The 19,151-nt window shown below is 66.5% G+C and carries 15 protein-coding genes and 4 tRNA genes; all 19 read right to left on the reverse strand.

Features of this window, described 5'->3' with window-relative positions; genetic code table 11:
• Positions 1-75: 75 nt before the first annotated feature.
• Positions 76-1,122, reverse strand: coding sequence for a GDP-mannose 4,6-dehydratase (gmd, locus tag QSJ33_RS11230; protein ID WP_285726125.1), 1,047 nt, complete (start codon positions 1,120-1,122; stop codon positions 76-78).
• A 37-nt stretch (positions 1,123-1,159) separates the two neighbouring features.
• Positions 1,160-2,146: a GumC domain-containing protein gene (locus QSJ33_RS11235; protein ID WP_285726126.1), complete on the reverse strand. Its 987-nt coding sequence runs from the start codon at positions 2,144-2,146 to the stop codon at positions 1,160-1,162.
• A 112-nt stretch (positions 2,147-2,258) separates the two neighbouring features.
• Positions 2,259-6,479 (reverse strand): DNA-directed RNA polymerase subunit beta', encoded by a 4,221-nt coding sequence (gene rpoC / locus QSJ33_RS11240; RefSeq protein WP_285726128.1) that lies wholly within the window; start codon positions 6,477-6,479, stop codon positions 2,259-2,261.
• A gap of 37 nt (positions 6,480-6,516) precedes the next feature.
• On the reverse strand, positions 6,517-10,911 hold the full coding sequence (gene rpoB, locus QSJ33_RS11245) for a DNA-directed RNA polymerase subunit beta (protein ID WP_285726130.1): 4,395 nt from the start codon (positions 10,909-10,911) through the stop codon (positions 6,517-6,519).
• A 312-nt stretch (positions 10,912-11,223) separates the two neighbouring features.
• A complete protein-coding gene (gene rplL / locus QSJ33_RS11250) occupies positions 11,224-11,601 on the reverse strand; it encodes a 50S ribosomal protein L7/L12 (RefSeq protein WP_285726133.1) in 378 nt (125 codons plus the stop codon).
• Between the two features lie 54 nt (positions 11,602-11,655).
• Positions 11,656-12,144: a 50S ribosomal protein L10 gene (gene rplJ, locus QSJ33_RS11255; protein ID WP_285726135.1), complete on the reverse strand. Its 489-nt coding sequence runs from the start codon at positions 12,142-12,144 to the stop codon at positions 11,656-11,658.
• 10 nt (positions 12,145-12,154) lie between these two features.
• Positions 12,155-12,847, reverse strand: a complete 693-nt coding sequence (rplA, locus tag QSJ33_RS11260) for a 50S ribosomal protein L1 (protein ID WP_285726137.1) — start codon at positions 12,845-12,847, stop codon at positions 12,155-12,157.
• A 121-nt stretch (positions 12,848-12,968) separates the two neighbouring features.
• On the reverse strand, positions 12,969-13,400 hold the full coding sequence (rplK, locus tag QSJ33_RS11265; RefSeq protein ID WP_285726139.1) for a 50S ribosomal protein L11: 432 nt from the start codon (positions 13,398-13,400) through the stop codon (positions 12,969-12,971).
• A 240-nt stretch (positions 13,401-13,640) separates the two neighbouring features.
• Positions 13,641-14,273: a transcription termination/antitermination protein NusG gene (gene nusG / locus QSJ33_RS11270; protein WP_285726141.1), complete on the reverse strand. Its 633-nt coding sequence runs from the start codon at positions 14,271-14,273 to the stop codon at positions 13,641-13,643.
• A gap of 11 nt (positions 14,274-14,284) precedes the next feature.
• Positions 14,285-14,476, reverse strand: a complete 192-nt coding sequence (secE, locus tag QSJ33_RS11275) for a preprotein translocase subunit SecE (RefSeq protein ID WP_285726143.1) — start codon at positions 14,474-14,476, stop codon at positions 14,285-14,287.
• A gap of 67 nt (positions 14,477-14,543) precedes the next feature.
• A tRNA-Trp gene (locus QSJ33_RS11280) sits at positions 14,544-14,619 on the reverse strand.
• A 58-nt stretch (positions 14,620-14,677) separates the two neighbouring features.
• Entirely contained in the window at positions 14,678-14,827 is a 150-nt protein-coding gene (gene rpmG, locus QSJ33_RS11285; protein ID WP_285726145.1) for a 50S ribosomal protein L33, read from the reverse strand.
• 34 nt (positions 14,828-14,861) lie between these two features.
• Positions 14,862-16,055: an elongation factor Tu gene (gene tuf / locus QSJ33_RS11290; RefSeq protein WP_285726147.1), complete on the reverse strand. Its 1,194-nt coding sequence runs from the start codon at positions 16,053-16,055 to the stop codon at positions 14,862-14,864.
• Positions 16,056-16,108: 53 nt separating this feature from the next.
• Positions 16,109-16,183, reverse strand: a tRNA-Thr gene (locus QSJ33_RS11295).
• Positions 16,184-16,243: 60 nt separating this feature from the next.
• Positions 16,244-16,319, reverse strand: a tRNA-Gly gene (locus tag QSJ33_RS11300).
• Between the two features lie 45 nt (positions 16,320-16,364).
• Positions 16,365-16,451, reverse strand: a tRNA-Tyr gene (locus QSJ33_RS11305).
• Positions 16,452-16,632: 181 nt separating this feature from the next.
• Entirely contained in the window at positions 16,633-17,367 is a 735-nt protein-coding gene (rlmB, locus tag QSJ33_RS11310) for a 23S rRNA (guanosine(2251)-2'-O)-methyltransferase RlmB (protein ID WP_285726149.1), read from the reverse strand.
• Between the two features lies 1 nt (position 17,368).
• On the reverse strand, positions 17,369-18,712 hold the full coding sequence (locus tag QSJ33_RS11315; protein WP_285726151.1) for an OmpP1/FadL family transporter: 1,344 nt from the start codon (positions 18,710-18,712) through the stop codon (positions 17,369-17,371).
• 142 nt (positions 18,713-18,854) lie between these two features.
• Positions 18,855-19,145: a hypothetical protein gene (locus tag QSJ33_RS11320; protein WP_285726153.1), complete on the reverse strand. Its 291-nt coding sequence runs from the start codon at positions 19,143-19,145 to the stop codon at positions 18,855-18,857.
• Positions 19,146-19,151: the final 6 nt, after the last annotated feature.

Consider the following 19,151-nt stretch of genomic DNA (forward strand, 5'->3'; position numbering starts at 1 on the left):
TCCCCCTTTGCCTTCCTGGAAGGAGCGCGCCATCGTTCCCGTCTGATGGGCCCTCCGACACGGTTCCGAACCCGCCTAGAACCCCACCCTCGAGGTCCCGCCATGCCCGGCTGCCCGAAGAACCACCTCTTTTTCCGCCAGCCTGAGATCTGAATCCACCATCATGGCAGCCAGGGTCCGGATATCGGTCCTGGGTTCCCAGCCCAGCCGCTTGCGGGACTTGGCGGGATCGCCCTCCAGGTGATCCACCTCGGCGGGGCGGAAGTAGCGGGGATCGATCTCGACGTACCGCTGCCAGTCCAGGTCCAGGCGGCCGAACACCAGGTCCAGGAAGTCGCGGATGCTGATGCTTTCGCCCGTGGCCACGACGTAGTCGTCCGGAGCGTCCTGCTGAAGCATGCGCCACATGGCTTCCACGTAGTCGCCCGCGAAGCCCCAGTCCCGCTTGGCATCCAGGTTGCCGAGAAAGAGCTTGTCCTGCAGGCCCAGCTTGATGCGGGTGGCCGCGCGGGTGATCTTGCGGGTGACGAAGGTCTCGCCGCGGCGGGGACTCTCGTGGTTGAAGAGGATGCCATTGCAGGCGAAGAGGCCGTAGCTTTCCCGGTGGTTGATCACCTGGTAGTGGGCATAGACCTTGGCGCAGGCGTAGGGGCTGCGTGGCTGAAAGCGGGTGTCCTCGTGCTGGCGGGGCTTGGCACTGCCGAACATCTCGGAGCTGCCGGCCTGGTAGTACCGGACGCTCCGGCCACTGTGCTTCTGGTAGCTCCGAATGGCTTCCAGCAATCGGATCACCCCCACGGCCACCACATCGACTGTGTATTCGGGCTGGTCGAAGCTGACGCGCACATGGCTCTGGGCGCCGAGGTTGTAGATCTCGTCTGGCTGGATGTCCTCCAGCACATCCCGCAGCGCGCCTGCATCCGACAGATCCCCGTAGTGCAGGAAGAGGTTCGGATGCTGGTGCGGATCCACATACAGGTGATCGATGCGGTCGGTGTTGAACAGCGAGGAGCGCCGGATGATCCCGTGGACGGTGTAGCCCTTGGACAGCAACAGCTCAGTCAGATAGCTTCCATCCTGGCCGGTCACACCGGTGATGAGCGCGATGGGTTTGGTACTCATAATTCTCCTATCGCCAGGTTCCGGGGAACCGGCCCTTTCAAGAGCCCGCCTCGGGGGTGGGAGGCACTGTCTCGTCCGTTTCCAGCACCCGGGACCGAACCCATTCCCAGTTCATCCAGATCCAAGTCCCGGCGCCCGCCAGCACCATGACGAGAAGCACAATGGTGGACCGGGTCGGCCGGTTCTTGTCGATGGGCAGGTTGCCGGGGTCCAGCACGTTCAGGATGGGGATGTCGTTCTTCTCCTCCAGCAGGGCCTGCTCGCGGTTGAGGGCGAGGGTGGTGACCAGCTGCTGGCGGAGGCGGAACTCGGCCTCGAGGCGACTGCCTTCGAGGCGGACGCCGGGATCGGCGCTGGTCTGGTAGTTGCGGTTGGCCTCGAGGAACCGGCGAAGGGCCGTCTCGGCCTCGTCCTGGCGCCGGCGGGCCTCCTGAAGACGGGCCTCAGCGAAGGCGGCCTTCTCGCCCCCCCGGGTGTGGGTCTTCTGGAGGTTGAAGTCATCCAGGAGCTGCTGGGCCCGCTGGACGATCGCCTGGGACAGCTCGGGGGATTTGGTTTCCGCGCTGATGGTGATGATCTTGGACTTGATATCGCGAGAGGCGGACAGGATGGGATTGAGATCCTTGACCGCGCGATCCATATTCGTGGCCTTCAGGTATTCGTACAGGGTGCCCTTGCGAAGCTGTTCTCCGCCAAACCGCCAGGTGCGGAGGTGGTACTGGAATTCCGTCCGGATCAGCTGCTCCCGCAGCCAGCGGCTGTTCACCACATCCACGAAATTGGCGTCGGTGCCCTCGCCCCCCGGCACGCTCACCCCGAAGGCCGCCGCAGCCGCCGCCAGGTTGCCGAGGCCGCCGACTCCCTTGGCATCCACGGGCAGCAGCCGGGCCTCGGAACGGTAGTAGTTCGGCATGAAGAGGGTGATCAGGGCGGTGGCCACGCCGACGGCCAGGGCCACCTTCAGGGGCCGCTTCAGGCTGGCCTTGAGATCCAGGGCTGGTGGGGCTTCGCGGGCATCGGACATAAGCGACTAGGCTACCAGAACCTGGACAGGATTCGCAGTCTCCACGGTGTAACCGTTGGCACAAAAAGGGCGGGACCAGGCCCGCCCTTCCAGTGTTCTGCAAGGAAAAACCCTAGATATCCTCGCCGTCGACTTCGCTCATGCCCTGGAGTTCCTCGACGTGCTGGGCCATGCGGGCGTATTCGTCGTCGAAGTCCTCGCCGGTCTGGAACTCGTTGAGGGTGGGCTCGGGGTACTCGCCCTCCTCGATCTCCAGGTTGCGGTAGTGGGCCATGCCGGTGCCGGCGGGGATGAGCCGGCCCAGGATGACGTTCTCCTTCAGGCCGCGGAGGTAGTCCACGCGGCCTTCCAGGGCGGCCTCGGTGAGGACGCGGGTGGTCTCCTGGAAGCTGGCGGCGGAGATGAAGCTCTCGGAGGTCAGCGCGGCCTTGGTGATGCCGAGCAGCAGGGGCTCGCAGGTGGCGGGGTTGCCGCCGTCCTTGAGGGCCTGCTCGTTGATCTCCTTGAAGCGGTGCTTGTCCACCTTCTCCTCGACGATCATCGGGGTGTCGCCCACGTCGGTGACGAGGACCCAGCGCATCATCTGGCGGATGATCACCTCGATGTGCTTGTCGTTGATCGTCACGCCCTGGGCCCGGTAGACTTCCTGGACCTCGTTGACGAGGAAGGCCTGGAGGGCCCGGTCGCCCTGGACCTTGAGGAGGTCGTGGGGGCTGACGGCGCCTTCGGTGAGCTTCTCGCCGGCGCGGATCTCATCGCCGTCCTGCACCTGGATGTGCTTCCCGCGCGGGATCAGGTATTCGCCCTTGTCCCCGGCCTCGGACTCCACGGTGACCTTCTGGTTGCCGCGGACGCGGTTGCCGTACTTCACGATGCCGGTGACCTCGCTGATGATGGCGGGGTCCTTGGGCTTGCGGCCCTCGAAGAGCTCCGTGACGCGCGGCAGGCCGCCCGTGATGTCGGAGGTCTTGGCCTGCTGGCGCGGGGTCTTGGCGACCACGTCGCCGGGCAGCAGGTCCTGGCCCTCCTCCACCTCGATGTAGGCGCCGGTGGGGATGTTGTAGCGCTTGAGGACCTTGTGGTTGTCCCCCTTGATGTTGATGTGGGGGTGGATCTTGTCGTCGGTGGGATCGATGACCTTCTTGCGGAAGTTGCCGGAGATCGGATCCTTCTCTTCCTGGTAGGAGACGTTGAGCTCGAACTCCTTGAAGTCCGCCACGCCGCCCACCTCGGTGAGCACCACGTCGTTGTACGGGTCCCACTCGGCGAGCACCGTGCGGGGCTCGACCTTCTCCTTGTCCTTCACGCGCAGGATGGCGCCGGAGGTGATCTTGTAGCGCTCGCGCTCGTTGCCGTCCGCGTCGGTCACCAGGAGGTAGCCGTTGCGGGTGAGGGCCACGGTCTCGCCCTTGCGGTTGACGACGGTCTTGTCCTTCAGGCCCTCGTACTTCACGATGCCCGCGATCTGGGCCTCGTGGGTGCTCTTCTCGGAGGTCCGGCTCGCGGCGCCGCCCACGTGGAAGGTCCGCATGGTGAGCTGCGTGCCGGGCTCGCCGATGGACTGCGCGGCGATGACGCCCACGGCCTCGCCGAGATCCACCAGGCGGCCGGTGCTGAGGTTCAGGCCGTAGCACTTGGCGCAGATGCCGCGCCGGGCCTCGCAGGTGAGGGCCGAGCGGATCTTGACCTTGGTGATGCCGCTGGTCTCGATCTTGAAGGCCAGCTCCTCGCCGATGAGGGTGCCGGAAGCGGCGATGACCTCGTGAGAGTAGGGATCGACGACGTCCTCGAGCACCACGCGGCCCATGATGCGGTCGCGGAGGCGGGCGCGGATGGTGCCGTCGCTGTTGACGATGGCCTCGACCTCGATGCCGCTGATGGTCTCGCAGTCATCCTCGTTGACGATGACGTCCTGGGCCACGTCCACCAGCTTGCGGGTGAGGTAGCCGGAGTCGGCCGTCTTCAGCGCGGTGTCCGCGAGGCCCTTGCGGGCGCCGTGGGTCGAGATGAAGTACTGCAACACCGAGAGGCCTTCCTTGAAGTTCGCGGTGATGGGCGTCTCGATGATGTCGCCGCTGGGCTTGGCCATGAGGCCGCGCATGCCGGCCACCTGGCGGATCTGCGTCTTGGAACCGCGGGCGCCGGAGTCGGCCAGGATGTAGATGGAGTTCAGGAACTTGTCGTTCTCGTTCCGCTTCTCCAGCTCCTTCATCATGTCGCTGGCCACCTGGTCGCTGGTCTTCGACCAGACTTCCAGGATGCGGTTGTAGCGCGTGGAGGCGTCCAGGCGGCCCTCGTAGGCCTCCTTCTCGATGGCGCGCACCTCGTCGCTGGCGCCCTTGAGCAGCTTGCCCTTGGTGTCGGGCACGACCAGGTCGTCGATGCCCACCGACACGCCGGCCCGCATGGCCCACTGGAAGCCGGTGTCCTTCATGGCGTCCAGCATGCGGATGGTGACCTCGGGGCCGTTCAGCTTGTAGGCGCGGTTCACGAGGGAGAGCAGGCCCTCCTTCTTGAGCAGGCCGTTGACGAAGGGCACCTCGTCAGGAAGCGCGCGGTTGAAGAGCACGCGGCCCACGGTGGTGGTCTTGAGCTGGCTGTGGACGGTCTCGGCGGGGCACTCGAAGACTTCCTGCTCGGAGTTCTTCTTGGGATCCTTCGCGTGCCAGGCCTCGGTGTCCACCCATTCGCCGGTGTAGCGGATCTGGATGATGGCGTGGGTGTCCACCACGCCCGACCCGTGGGCCGCCACCACGTCGTTGACGTTGGCGAAGACCATGCCCTCGCCCTTGCGGCCGATGCGCTTCTTGGTCAGGTAGTAGCCGCCGAGCACGATGTCCTGGCTGGGCACCACGTTCGGGCGGCCGTTGGCGGGGTTGAGGATGTTCTGGGTGGACATCATCAGCACCTTGGCCTCGATCTGGGCCATGGGGCTGAGGGGCACGTGCACCGCCATCTGGTCGCCGTCGAAGTCCGCGTTGAAGGCGGTGCAGACGAGGGGATGGAGGCGAATGGCCTTGCCTTCCACCAGGACCGGCTGGAAGGCCTGGATGCCCAGGCGATGCAGGGTGGGCGCGCGGTTGAGGAGGACCGGGTGGTCCTTGATCACCTCTTCCAGGACGTCCCACACCTCGGAGCGGCCCTCCTCCACCATCTCCTTGGCCTGGCGGATGGTGGCGGCGTAGCCCTTGTGCTCGAGCCGGTTGAAGATGAAGGGCTTGAAGAGCTCGAGCGCCATCTTCTTGGGCAGGCCGCACTGGTGCAGCTTGAGGTCGGGACCCACCACGATGACGGAGCGGCCCGAGTAGTCCACGCGCTTGCCGAGCAGGTTCTGGCGGAACCGGCCCTGCTTGCCCTTGAGGGCGTCGCTGAGGGACTTCAGGGGGCGGTTGCTGACGCCGCGGAGGAGGCGGCCGCGCTTGCCGTTCTCGAAGAGGGCGTCCGCGGCCTCCTGCAGCATGCGCTTCTCGTTGCGCACGATGACGTCGGGGGCCTTGAGCTCCAGGAGCTTCTTGAGGCGGTTGTTGCGGTTGATGACGCGGCGGTAGAGGTCGTTCAGGTCGGAGGTGGCGAAGCGGCCGCCGTCGAGGGGCACCAGGGGGCGCAGCTCGGGGGGCAGCACGGGCATCACGTCGAGGATCATCCACTCGGGCTTGTTGCCCGAGCGCTGGAAGGACTCGGCCACCTTGAGGCGCTTGGCGATCTTGCTGCGCTTCTGGCTGGAGGCCTCGACCTTCATGTCATGGCGCAGCTGGATGGCCAGGGCCTCCACGTCCACGTGCTTGAGCAGCTCCTTGATGGCCTCGGCGCCCATCTGGGCCTTGAAGCCCTCGCCGTACAGGCTGCGGCACTCGCGGAACTTGTCCTCGTTGAGGATCTCGCCTTCCTTCAGGCTGGTCTCGCCGGACTCGGTGACGGCGTAGGCCTCGAAGTAGAGGACGCGCTCGAGATCCTTCAGGGGGATGTCGAGCAGGTAGCCGATGCGGCTGGGGACGCCCTTGAAGAACCACACGTGGCTGACCGGGGAGGCCAGCTGGATGTGGCCCATGCGCTCGCGGCGCACGGACTTCTTGGTGACCTCGACGCCGCACTTGTCGCAGATGACGCCCTTGAACTTCTGGCGCTTGTACTTCCCGCAGAGGCATTCCCAGTCGTTGACGGGGCCGAAGATGCGGGCGCAGAACAGGCCGTCGCGCTCGGGCTTCAGGCTGCGGTAGTTGATGGTCTCCGGCTTGGTGACCTCGCCCCGGGACCAGGACCGGATCTTGTCCGGACTGGCCAGGGTGACGCGGATGCACTCATAGGCGTTGATGTTCTGGGGTTCTTGGAACATGGGGGCCTCTCTCTCGTCTCGGTTCGCAGGAAAGGGCTCAGCCCTCGATGGTGAAGGCCTCGGGCTCGGCGGACATGAGCAGCGGGTCCAGTTCCTCGCGGGTCAGCATCTCCACGTCGATGCACAGGGCGTTGAGCTCCTTGCGCACCACGTTGAAGCTCTCGGGGAGGCCGGGATCCTTGATGGTCTCGCCCTTGATGATGGCCTGGTAGATCTGGGTCCGGCCGTGCATGTCGTCGGACTTGTAGGTGAGCAGTTCCTGCAGCACATGGGCTGCGCCGTAGGCCTCGAGGGCCCAGACTTCCATCTCGCCGAAGCGCTGGCCGCCGAACTGGGCCTTGCCGCCCAGGGGCTGCTGCGTGATGAGCGAGTAGGGTCCAATGCTCCGGGCGTGGATCTTGTTGTCGACGAGGTGGTGCAGCTTGAGCATGTAGACGCAGCCCACGTTCACGGGCTGCTCGAAGGCCTCGCCGGTCATGCCGTCGAACAGCATGGTCTTGCCGGTGACGTCGGGGCCCAGCTTGTGGTTCTTCTCCCAGGCCTGGGTGAGGAAGCCCTTGATGTCCGCCTCGCGGGCGCCGTCGAAGACCGGCGTGGAGAAGTGGACGCCGAGGGTCTTGCCGGCCCAGCCGAGGTGGCACTCGAGCACCTGGCCGATGTTCATACGGGAAGGCACGCCGAGGGGGTTCAGAACGATGTCCACCGGTCGGCCGTCGGGCAGGTAGGGCATGTCCTCCACAGGGAGGATCCGGCTCACCACACCCTTGTTGCCGTGGCGGCCGGCCATCTTGTCGCCGACCTGCAGCTTGCGCTTCACGGCCACGTAGCACTTCACGGTCTTGAGGACGCCGGGCATGAGCTCGTCGCCCTTCAGCAGCCGCTCCATGCGCTCGTTCAGGATGTCGCGCAGGACCTTCAGCTGGCTCTCGGTCTTGTCGAGGATGTCCAGCACCTGCTGCTCGAGGCGGGCCTTGCCGGCGGCCACGGACACCTGGCGGAAGCGGTGGTAGGGCACGGCCTCCAGCATGTTCTGGGTGAGCTTCTTGCCCTTGGGCAGCAGCTCCTTCTGGCCCTTGTCGTCCGTGAGGGTCTCGGAGAGCTCCTTGCCCTTCAGCAGGGCCACGATCTTCTTCTTGGCCTCGGCGCGGATGATGCGCTCCTCGTCGGAGAGATCCTTCTCCCACTTGGAGATCTGGTCGCGCTCGATCTGCTGGGTGCGGAGATCCTTCTCCTGGCCCTTGCGGGTGAAGACCTTGACGTCCACCACCGTGCCCTCGATGCCCGGGGGCACCGTGAGGCTGGCGTCCTTCACGTCGCTGGCCTTCTCGCCGAAGATGGCGCGGAGCAGCTTCTCCTCGGGGGAGAGGATGGTCTCGCCCTTGGGGGTGACCTTGCCCACGAGGATGTCGCCGTGGCGCACGGTGGCGCCGATGCGGATGATGCCGCTGTCGTCGAGGTTCTTGAGGGCCTCCTCGCGCACCTGGGGGATGTCGCGGGTGATCTCCTCGGGCCCCAGCTTCGTGTCGCGGGCGTGGACCTCGAACTCCTCGATGTGGATCGTGGTGTAGAGATCCTCCTTCACCACGCGCTCGGAGATCAGGATCGCGTCCTCGAAGTTGTAGCCGCGCCAAGGCATGTAGGCCACGACCAGGTTGCGGCCCAGGGCCAGCTCGCCGTGGTCGGTGCAGGGGCCGTCCGCGAGGATCTGGCCCTCGGTGACGTACTCGCCCTTCTTCACGAGGGGGTTCTGGTTGAGGCAGGTGTTCTGGTTGCTGCGGGCGAACTTCACGAGCGTGTAGATGTCCACGCCGGACTCGATGCCCTCGGTGTCGGGATCATCCTCGACGCGGACCACGATGCGGTTCGCATCCACGGTCTCCACGATGCCCGAACGGCGGCAGACCACGCAGGCGCCGGAATCCTTGGCCGCCACGTACTCCATGCCGGTGCCCACGATGGGGGCCTCGGTGCGGATCAGGGGCACGGCCTGGCGCTGCATGTTGGCGCCCATGAGGGCGCGGTTGGCGTCGTCGTTCTCGAGGAAGGGGATGAGGCTGGCGGCCACGGAGACCACCTGCTTCGGGCTGACGTCCATGAGCGTGACCTTCTCGCGGGGCACGATCTTGGTCTCCCCGGCCACGCGGGCGGTCACGTCCTCGTCCTGGATCATGCCCTGGTCGTCCACCCGGACGTTGGCCTGGGCGATGACGTGCTCGTCCTCCTCCCACGCGGAGAGGTAGAAGGCGTGCATCTCGATCTTGGCGGGGCGCTTGCCGGCCTTGGCGAGCTTCTTGTTCTCCGCCTCCAGCTCGTCCAGGCGGACCACCTGCATGTACTCGAACTTCGAGTCGCCCACGCTGGTGACCTTGGCGAAGTTGACGATGCGGCCGTTCTCCACCTTCAGGTAGGGGCTCTCGATGAAGCCGAACTCGTTGATGCGGGCGTAGCAGGAGAGCGAGGAGATGAGGCCGATGTTCGGGCCTTCCGGCGTCTCGATGGGGCAGATGCGGCCGTAGTGCGAGGTGTGCACGTCGCGCACCTCGAAGCCGGCGCGGTCGCGGCTGAGGCCGCCGGGCCCGAGGGCGGAGAGGCGGCGCTTGTGGGTGATCTCGGACAGCGGGTTCGTCTGGTCCATGAACTGGGAGAGCTGGCTGGAGCCGAAGAACTCCTTCATGGCCGCGATGACCGGCTTGCTGTTGATCAGGTCGTGGGCCTGCAGGGGGCTGTTGGGATCCTGCGCGATGCTGAACTTCTCCTTGATGGCCCGCTGCACGCGCACCAGACCCACGCGGAAGCCGTTCTCCAGGAGCTCGCCCACGGACCGGACGCGCCGGTTCCCCAGGTGGTCGATGTCGTCGGCGCGGACGGGGGCGATCTCGTTCACCTCCTGCCGGGTGGTGTCGTACTTCTTCAGGCGCAGGAGGTAGTGCACGGTGGCCACGAAGTCGTCCGTGCCCAGGGTGCGGAAGTCCAGGTCGGTGTTGAGGCTCAGCTTGGCATTGATCTTGTGCCGACCCACCTTGCTGAGGTCGTACTTCTGGGGGTCGAAGAACATGCCGTAGAGCAGCTTCTTGCTGGATTCCATCGTGGCGGGCTCGCCGGGACGGATCTTCTTGAAGAGCTCCTTGGCGGCCTCCTCGCTGTCCTCCGTGTGGTCCTTCGCCAGCGTCTCGGAGAAGACCTTGCCGGTGGCGTCGTTCTCGGGGAAGAAGACGTCGAAGGAGGGGATGTTGTTCGCGAGGAACATCTCCAGGTGCGTCTGGAGGAAGGGCTCGTTGGCCTCCATGAGGACCTCGCCGGTCTCCATGTTCACCACGTCCTGCAGCAGGACGGCGCCGTCGAGCATCTCCCGCTCCACGGGCACGTCCTTGATGCCGGCCTTCTCGACCTGCTCGAGGAGGCGCCGGCTGATCTTCTTGTCCTTCCCGATGATCTCTTCCTTGGTCTTCGGGTGCTTCACCGGCTCGCCGAGCTTCTTGCCGACGAGCAACTCGCCGGGGGCGACGCTCAGCTTGCCCTTCTTCAGGAAGAAGGTGGCCGGCGTGTAGAAGTGGCGGAGCATGGCCTCGTTGGCGCTGAGGTCCTCGCTGAAGAGGCCCAGGGCACGCATGAAGGTGGCGCCGAGGAACTTGCGCTTGCGGTCGATGCGGGCGTAGAGCAGGCCCTTGGAGTCCAGCTCGAACTCGATCCAGGAGCCGCGGTAGGGGATGATCTGGGCGCTGTAGAGGCTCTTGTCCGGCGCGATGCTGAAGAACACGCCGGGGCTGCGGTGCAGCTGGCTCACGATCACGCGCTCGGTGCCGTTGATGATGAACGTGCCGCGGTCGGTCATGATCGGCAGGTCGCCGAAGTAGACCTCGGAATCCTGGCTCTGCTTGAAGCGGCGGTTGCCCTTGTCGTCCCGGTCGAACTGGTTCAGCCGCACCCGGATCTTCAGCGGGGCTGCCATGGTGGCGCCACGCTCCACGCACTCGTCCATGCCCATCTTCTGCTTCATGGACACGGGTTCCTGGCAGACGTCGCAGATGGTGGCGGCGTTCTTGTTCCGGGTGCCGCACTTGGGGCAGTCCACCGTCGGATCCTTCGGGTGGTCCGAGACGATGCTGTGCCCGCACTGCTTGCACTGGGTGCGGAGGTGCTCGAGCCCCAGGTACTTCTCGCACTTGCAGGCCCAGTGGCCCACGGTGTAGTCGAGGAACTCGACCTCGAGGGTGGCGTCGGAGCCGTCGGGATTCTTCCCGTTGTGCACGGGGAACATGGATTCGAACACGGCCTTGAGGCCGCGGGGGTCCCGCTCGCTGTGGAGCAGGTTCATCTGGAGGAATTCGTCGTAGCTCCGCTTCTGGATGTCGATCAGGTTCGGGATGGGTACCAGGGAGCGGATCTTCGAGAAGTCGTGGCGCTGGCGGTAGATGTTCTGCTGAACACTCATGGTTCGCTCCAGATGAAGTAGGCGGAACCCTCAAGAACTGCGCGCTCCGGAGCCGCGGCCCCGGAGAAGGGATTCAGGCGTGGAGGCCCCGGTACGCGCCGATGGCCGCCCCACCGCCGGTTGGCGGATGGAGGGGCCCAGTGGCGATGTCGGTGCTGCTGCGGAGGGGTGTTCGCAACCGGGGGCCTTTTGCGAGGCAGAGATCCCACCTGGAGGGCCAGGCGGAAGGAATAATCGTACCAGTACGAGACGAAACCGCAAAGCGCAAGGTGTACGAGACACCCCGCGCTTTGCGTTAATACTGGAATAAGGCTACTTGATCTCGACCTTGGCGCCAGCGGCCTCGAGCTTTTCCTTGATCTTCTGGGCCTCGTCCTTGGCGACGCCCTCCTTTACGGCCTTGGGAGCGCCGTCGACCAGGTCCTTGGCCTCCTTCAGGCCGAGACCGGCGACCACTTCGCGGACCGCCTTGATGACGTTCAGCTTGTTGGCACCGGCATCCGCGAGGATGACGTTGAACTCGGTCTGCTCTTCGGCAGCGGCGGCCGGGGCAGCGCCGCCAGCGGCGGGAGCGGCCATGGCGGCGGCGGAGACGCCGAAGCGCTCCTCGAGGGCCTTGACCAGGTTGGCCAGGTCGAGGACGGTCATGGTTTCGATTTCAGCGATGAGCTGATCGGCGGTGAGAGCCATGTTGGCCTCCTGCATGCGTAAACGGGTTTCGGGTTTCGGGGTTGGAATGCGGTGCTACTCGCCGGCCTTCTGCTTGCGGATGCCCTCGAGGGCGACCGCGAGCCCGGAGATCGGGTACTTCATGAGGTAGAGCAGCTTGGCGATGAGGACGTCGCGGCTCGGCAGCTCGGCCAGGGCCTGGAGCTCCTGGGCGCTGATCTGCTTGCCGTCCATGATGCCGGCCTTGAAGACGGCGGCCGGGTTGTCCTTCAGGAAGCCGTTGACGGCCTTGGCCAGCGCGACGACATCGTCGTGCGTGGTGGCCACGGCGCTGTTGCCCTTGAAGGAGGTTCCGAGCGGCGCGAACGTGGTGTCCTTGACGGCGAGGCGGAGCAGCGTGTTCTTGCCGACCCGGTACTGGGCCCTGCTCTCGCGGACGCTCTTGCGGAAGGCGGTGTCCTTCTCGACGACGAGGCCCTTGAATTCGATCACCACGGCCGAGGTGGCGGTGGCGAAGGTCTCCTTGAGCTCGGCGACTTCAGCGATCTTCTGGTTCTTTTCCATGGTCGGCCTCCTACTTCTCGACGCCGGCGGTGGACAGGGAGACGGAGGGACCCATCGTGGAGGCGATGTACATCGTCTTCACGTATTTTCCCTTCGCCGTGGAAGGCTTGGCCTTGTGCACGGCGTCGATGAGGGCCTTCGCATTCTCCTCCAGCTTCTCGACGCCGAAGGACAGCTTGCCGACGGGGGCATGGATGATGCCGGTCTTGTCGACGCGGTATTCCACCTTGCCCGCCTTGATCTCCTTGATGGCCTTGGCCACGTCGAAGGTCACGGTGCCGGTCTTGGGGTTGGGCATGAGCCCGCGGGGACCCAGCACCTTGCCCAGGCGGCCGACGCCCTTCATCATGTCGGGGGTCGCCACCAGAGCATCGAAGTCGAGGAACCCGGCGGCGATCTTCTCCACCAGGTCATCCCCGCCCACGATCTCGGCGCCGGCGGCTTCCGCTTCCTTGACCTTCTCGCCACCCGCGATGACCGCCACCCGCATCGTCTTGCCCGTTCCGTGGGGCAGCACGATGGTGCCACGGACCATCTGGTCCGCGTGGCGGGGGTCGACGCCGAGCCTCATGTGCACTTCAACGGTCTCGTCGAACTTGGCGAAGGCCGAGTCCTTGATCACGCTGAGGGCGTCCTTGAGCTCGTAGGGGCGATCTTCGATCTTGGCCGCGGCAGCCCGGTACTTCTTTCCAGGTTTTGCCATATTGGCTCCTACTCGAACGATCTCCCGCGATGACGGTCGCGGTGGCCGGGATCGCCGCACGGCGCGGCTCTCCAACAGGTGGTGCGAACTTCGCGCGTGGGCCGGAACCCACGCGAGGGGCCTAATCGACGACTTCGACGCCCATGGAACGGGCGGAGCCGGCGATGGAACGGACGGCGGCCTCGAGGCTGCCGGCGGTGAGGTCGGGCATCTTCACCTTGGCGATCTCGGCGAGCTGGGCCTTGGTGATCTTGCCGACCTTCTGCTTGTTGGGCGTGGCGGAACCCTTGTCCAGGCCGATCTTCTTCTTGATCAGCACGGCGGCGGGCGGGGTCTTCAGAATGAAGCTGAAGCTGCGGTCGGCGTAGACGGTGATGACGACGGGGAGGGTGGTGCCCTTCTCCACCGCGCCCACGGACTTCGCGTTGAACTGCTTCACGAACTCCATGATGTTCACGCCGTGCTGGCCGAGCGCGGGACCGACGGGAGGGGCCGGGGTGGCCTCGCCCGCGGGCAACTGCAGCTTGATGTAGCCGGTGATCTTCTTTGCCATGGGTGTGCTCCCGCGGTGGATTCCGGCAATCGCCGGCAACGGCCGCCTTGGTGGGTGGGGATCCTCAGGACCGCCCAGCCGGGTTGAAAAGGTCCCGGTCGGAAGGGACCGGGACTGAAAAGTCTAACAAAAAAGGGCAGAAAAAGCTTAAGTGGATTGCAAAAGCCCGAGTCCGGCTCCGCCGGATGAGGGCGCGGGGGCTCCGGGGGTGTAGCGCGCAGCGCGGTCCCCCGGACAGCACTACCGTTTTTCGACCTGAATGAAGTCCAGTTCCACCGGCGTGGAGCGGCCGAAGACCGTGACCATGACCTTGATGGTGGAGCGCTCCTCGTGGATCTCCTCCACGTCGCCCTCGAAGTTGGCGAAGGGTCCGTCGATGATGCGGACCTTCTCGCCCTTCTCGAAGTGGTACTTGGGCTTGGGCTTCTCCTGGGTCTCCTCGGTGTGGTGCATGATCTGGCGGACCTCCTCGTCCGTCAGGGGCGTGGGCCGCTTCTTGTTGGCCCCCACGAAGCTGGTGACCTTCGGGGTGTTGCGCACGAGGTGCCAGTCGGCGTCCGCCATCTCCACGGAGCCGTCGGGCTTGCGCTCCACCTGGATCTGCACCAGGAGGTAGCCGGGGAAGGACTTGCGCTTCTTGACGACGCGCTCCTTGCGGCCGGACTTGGCGTCGACCTTCATCTCCTCGTAGGTCTCCTCGGGGATCTGGATGTCCCCGAAGCTGCCGTCCCGCTCCTCCATCTTGATGCGCTGGCGGAGGTGCTCCATCACCTTGGCCTCGTAGCCGGAGTAGGTGTGGATGATGAACCACTTCAGCTCACGGCCCTGGATCGGGTCCGCGGAAGCCTGGGGCGTGCTCACGAGATCGGTCATGGCGGCCTCCTTCAGTGGCGGGGGAAGAAGAGGGCGAAACCCCGGGCCAGGACCCAATCGGCGGCCCAGAGGAACACCCCCACGAAGACCGAGATCGCCACCACGATCCAGGTGGAGGACATCACCTTGTCCCTGCTGGGCCAGTCAACACGGTCGAGCTCGGCCTTGAGGTCCCTGGCCTGCTGCTTGATGGCTCCGATCACGCTGAACCCCTCGGATGGTGTCCGTTCTTGAAAAACCTGGCCCCGAGCGATTGCGCCGGGGCCGGAATGGCAGGGGAGACAGGGTTCGAACCCGCGACCTGCGGATTTGGAGTCCGCTGCTCTACCAGCTGAGCTACTCCCCTGTGGCGGCCGCCCGGGTTCCGCTGGGTGCGGTCCGGGCGGCCTCCTCGGGACCGGAGGCTACTTGGCCTCGCGGTGCACCTTCACACCACCACAGAACCGGCAGAACTTGTTGAACTCGAGCTTGCCGGTGGTGGTCTTCTTGTTCTTGGTCGTGCTGTAGTTCTTGCGCTTGCAGTCCTGGCACTGCAGGTGAACGATCTCGCGCATCGGGGACCTCCTCTTCGGGAGGGCGGGTCCTGGCCTAGGCCAGGATCTCGCCCACGTTGCCCGCACCGACGGTGCGGCCGCCTTCGCGGATGGCGAACTTCAGGCCCTTGTCCATGGCGATGGGCTGGATCAGCTCGACGGTCAGGGTGACGTTGTCACCGGGCATGACCATCTCGCGGCCGGCCTCGAGCTCGATGGAGCCCGTCACGTCCGTGGTGCGGAAGTAGAACTGGGGGCGGTACTTGTTGAAGAAGGGGGTGTGGCGGCCGCCCTCTTCCTTGGTCAGCACGTACACCTGGGCGTTGAACTTGGTGTGGGGGGTGATGCTGCCGGGCTTGGCGAGCACCTGGCCGCGCTCCACATCCTTGCGCTCCACGCCGCGGAGCAGGATGCCCGCGTTGTCGCCGGCCTGACCCTGGTCCAGGGACTTGCGGAACATCTCGACGCCGGTGACGACCTTCTTCACGGTGTCCTTGAGGCCGATGATCTCGACTTCCTCGCCCACCCGCACGATGCCCTGCTCGATGCGGCCGGTCACCACGGTGCCGCGGCCGGTGATCGTGAACACGTCCTCGACGGGCATGATGAAGGGCTTGTCGATGGCGCGGACGGGATCGGGGATGTAGGCGTCCACCGCGGCCATGAGCTCATGGATGCAGGCGCAGTCCGGATGGTCCGGGGTGTCGGCGTGGTCCAGGGCCAGACGGGCGGAACCCTTGATGATGGGGATCTCGTCGCCGGGGTACTGGTAGGAGGACAGCAGGTCGCGGATCTCCATCTCGACCAGCTCGGTGAGCTCGGGGTCGGCGATGTCCACCTTGTTCATGAACACCACGATGTAGGGCACGCCCACCTGGCGGGCCAGCAGGATGTGCTCGCGGGTCTGAGGCATGGGACCGTCGGTGGCGGCCACCACGAGGATCGCGCCGTCCATCTGGGCCGCGCCGGTGATCATGTTCTTCACGTAGTCGGCGTGACCGGGGCAGTCCACGTGGGCATAGTGGCGCTTCTCGGTCTGGTACTCGACGTGGGCGGTGTTGATCGTGATCCCACGGGCCTTCTCCTCGGGCGCGGAGTCGATCTGGTCGTAGGACTTGGTCTCGCCGCCGAACTTCTTCGCGAGCACGAAGGTGATCGCGGCGGTCAGCGTGGTCTTGCCATGGTCCACGTGGCCGATGGTGCCGATGTTGACGTGCGGCTTCGAACGATCAAATTTCTCTTTGGCCACGGAAACCTCCTGAGGGGTGAGAGAGAAGAATGGGGGTTGAACGGTGCAAAGGGTGGAGCCCACAACCGGGCTTGAACCGGTGACCTCTTCCTTACCAAGGAAGTGCTCTACCGCTGAGCTATGTGGGCCTTGAACCTTCCCGCCAGACTGCGGCGGGGTGGGGCCTTGCCGCCGGAAGGACGGAAGGTTGGAGCGGGAAACGGGGTTCGAACCCGCGACATTCAGCTTGGAAGGCTGACGCTCTACCAACTGAGCTATTCCCGCGTGGAACGCCCCGGACGGGGTCCAGCCGCCGGAGGACCGGCTGACTGGTGCCGAGAGAAGGATTCGAACCTCCGTAGGGCGGTGCCCGGCAGATTTACAGTCTGCTGCCATTAACCACTCGGCCATCTCGGCATTGCTTGCCAGTGCCCCAGGGGGGCTTGTCAACGCTGTCCGGGCGCCGGCCGGCGAACCGGCGTGGCGACCATCCGGAACCCCTGTCGGGGCTCCGGGTCAGGGGGCACTGCGAGGCAGGGCTCTCCTGACAGGGAACTCGAAAGGTATCACGCCCCCATGGGCCTCACAAGGGAAAAGTTCAGGCCCCATGGGGTCCTCGGCGGGCCAGCACCCGGAAAAGGGCCACTGCCGCCGCGGCGGAGACGTTCAGGCTCTCGATGCCGCCGGGCATCGGGATGTGCAGCAGCCCGTCGCAGCGCTCCTGGATCTTGAGGTGCAGGCCCTCGCCCTCGGCGCCCATCACCAGCACGGTCGCGCGATCGAAGGGCTCGTCGAGGTAGCTCCGGCTCCCTTCGCCCGCGGCGAGTCCGTAGATCCAGGCTCCGGCCTCCTTCAGGTCGTCGAGGGCGCGGCCCAGGTTCACGACGCGGCAGACGGGTACGCGGCCCGCGGTGCCGGCGCTGGCGCGGATGACCGTCTCGTTCACCGCGGCGGAACGGCGCTCGGGCAGGATCACGCCGTCCACGCCCGCGCCCGCCGCAGAGCGCAGGATGGCGCCCAGGTTGTGGGGGTCCGTCACGCCGTCGAGCGCCAGCACCAGCGCGGCCTCCCCCCGGGCACGCAGGGCTCCGGCCAGGTCCTCGAAGGCCGTGTAGGCGAAGGCCCCGCCTTCGCCCAGCACGCCCTGGTGCCGCTGGCCCTGGGCCCTCCGGTCCAGCGCCTCCATGGGTTCGCGGCGGAGCACCACGCCCGCCTCGCGGGCCGCGGAGACGAGCCGCGCCACGCGCCCCCAGGCGGCCGGCGCGATCCAGAGGGTGTGCAGTTCGCCCCGCGACAGGGCCTCCTCGCAGGCGTGGGGCCCCAGGAAGAGCATCCTAGAAGCTCCGCTTGAACCCGATGGCGAACAGGTGTCCCATGCCCTCCACGCGGGTGCGGCTGCCTGTGGCGCGGAAGCCCGCGGCGCTCCAGACGCCGTCGAGGCTGGTGACGTCCTGGTCCTTCGCCTGGCGGAACTGGTAGCCGAGGCTCACCTCGCCGCCCCACACCCGGTAGCCGGCGCCCAGGGAGAAGCTGGCCTGGCGCGAGCCGCCCACGAGCGGCTCGACCAGGGCCTCGTCCACGGAAGCCTGGTCCACGAAGGCGCCGGCGCGCAGGGTCCAGAACTTGCCCAGCTCGACCTCCGCGGAGAGGCCGCCGCCCAGGTGCCCCTTGCTCCGGGCGATGGTGGCCGGCGGGGTGACGATGCCGGAGGGCGTCCCGACCTGGGCGAAGCCCGGCACCTGGAGGCCGGCCGCGGTCCACCGCAGGTCGCCCTCCCAGGTGATCAGGGAATTGACCCGCTGGCGCGCGCCGAAGGTGGTCGTGGAGGGCAGCTCCAGCCGGCCGTTCCCCGCCCCGGCCGTGGTCAGCCCCAGCAGGGCGGCGGCGCGGGTGGCGGTGCCCAGCAGGGGCGCGCTCATGCCGTCGTTGGCGTAGAGGCCGAGCATGCCGCCGCGGAGGCTGGCGGAGAGATCCAGGTCCGTCTTGTAGCCCGACTGGTGGACGAGCCCGAGGGTCCACCGGGGGCTGAGGGCCCACCGGAATCCCAGGCTGTAGCTGGGCAGTGTCTTCGATCCGCTCTGCCCGACGCCCTGCTCCACGACGCCGCTCACGGGGTTGGTGGCCGAGGTGGGTTGGGTGGGATCCAGCGGCACGCCGAGACGGACCACCGAGCCGGACTCGAAGCGGAGGTGGGTGGCGCCCAGGCCGATGCCGAAGGAGAACCCGGGCGTGATGGCCCACGCCGCCTGGGCCTCCAGCCGGCGTCCGGAGAGGTCGAGGGCGTCGCCCATGAAGCGGTTGGGCGCATCGGGAGCGAACTGGCCGTGGCGCTGGAAGGGGGTGTCCAGCTTCAGCCCCAGCGTGAGGGCCGGCGCCACGCGGAAGGCCGCGCCGAAGCCCGCGAGGCCCCGGTTCCGGTCCGAGCTGTACCAGGTCTTCTGGTTCGACTCGAGGCTCACCTGGGCGTCCTGCAGCTCCATGCCCGCCGCCAGGTAGGCCGCCCGGGATTCCTTGAGCGAGGCCAAGAGGGCCGGGTTGAGGCTCGCGGCCTCCAGGCTGTAGCCGTAGGCCACCTGGACCCCGCTGCGGGCGATGCCCACGGGATCGGAAGCCGCCAGGGCCACACCCTGGGCCGCCGCCGGCAGGGCCACCAGGCCCATCGCCAGTCCCGCCCCCATCACACCTCGGATCCCCTGCCTCATACCACCGCCTTTCGAAGCCACGTTCGTTGAATGGCCCGAACCCGGGAAGGGTTCACGGCCATCCCCCCAGCATCGCCAAAAGGGATCGGGATACCAAGCTGGTTTTCAGCGGACCGGCTCAGTGGTCGGATTCGCCCATGACCCGCACGAGGAGGCGGTCCACCAGTTCCCAGACCTCCGCCAGGGCCGCCAGGCACATCACCAGCCCCAGCCCCAGGGCCAGGGCCCGGCCCCAGGGGCCCACCACCACCCGGCAGAGGTCGGGCCAGTGCCAGAACACCGCGGGCAGCCGCAGCCGCCCGTAGAACGCGAGGGTGGACAGCAGCATCCCACCCCAGAGCAGGTAGAAGAATCGCACGGCTCGGAGGAGGAGGTCCCAGCCGAAGGGACGCGGACGGGGGGCGGGCATGGGGGT

Source organism: Geothrix rubra, assembly GCF_030268065.1.
In the GTDB taxonomy this organism is placed as follows: domain Bacteria; phylum Acidobacteriota; class Holophagae; order Holophagales; family Holophagaceae; genus Geothrix; species Geothrix rubra.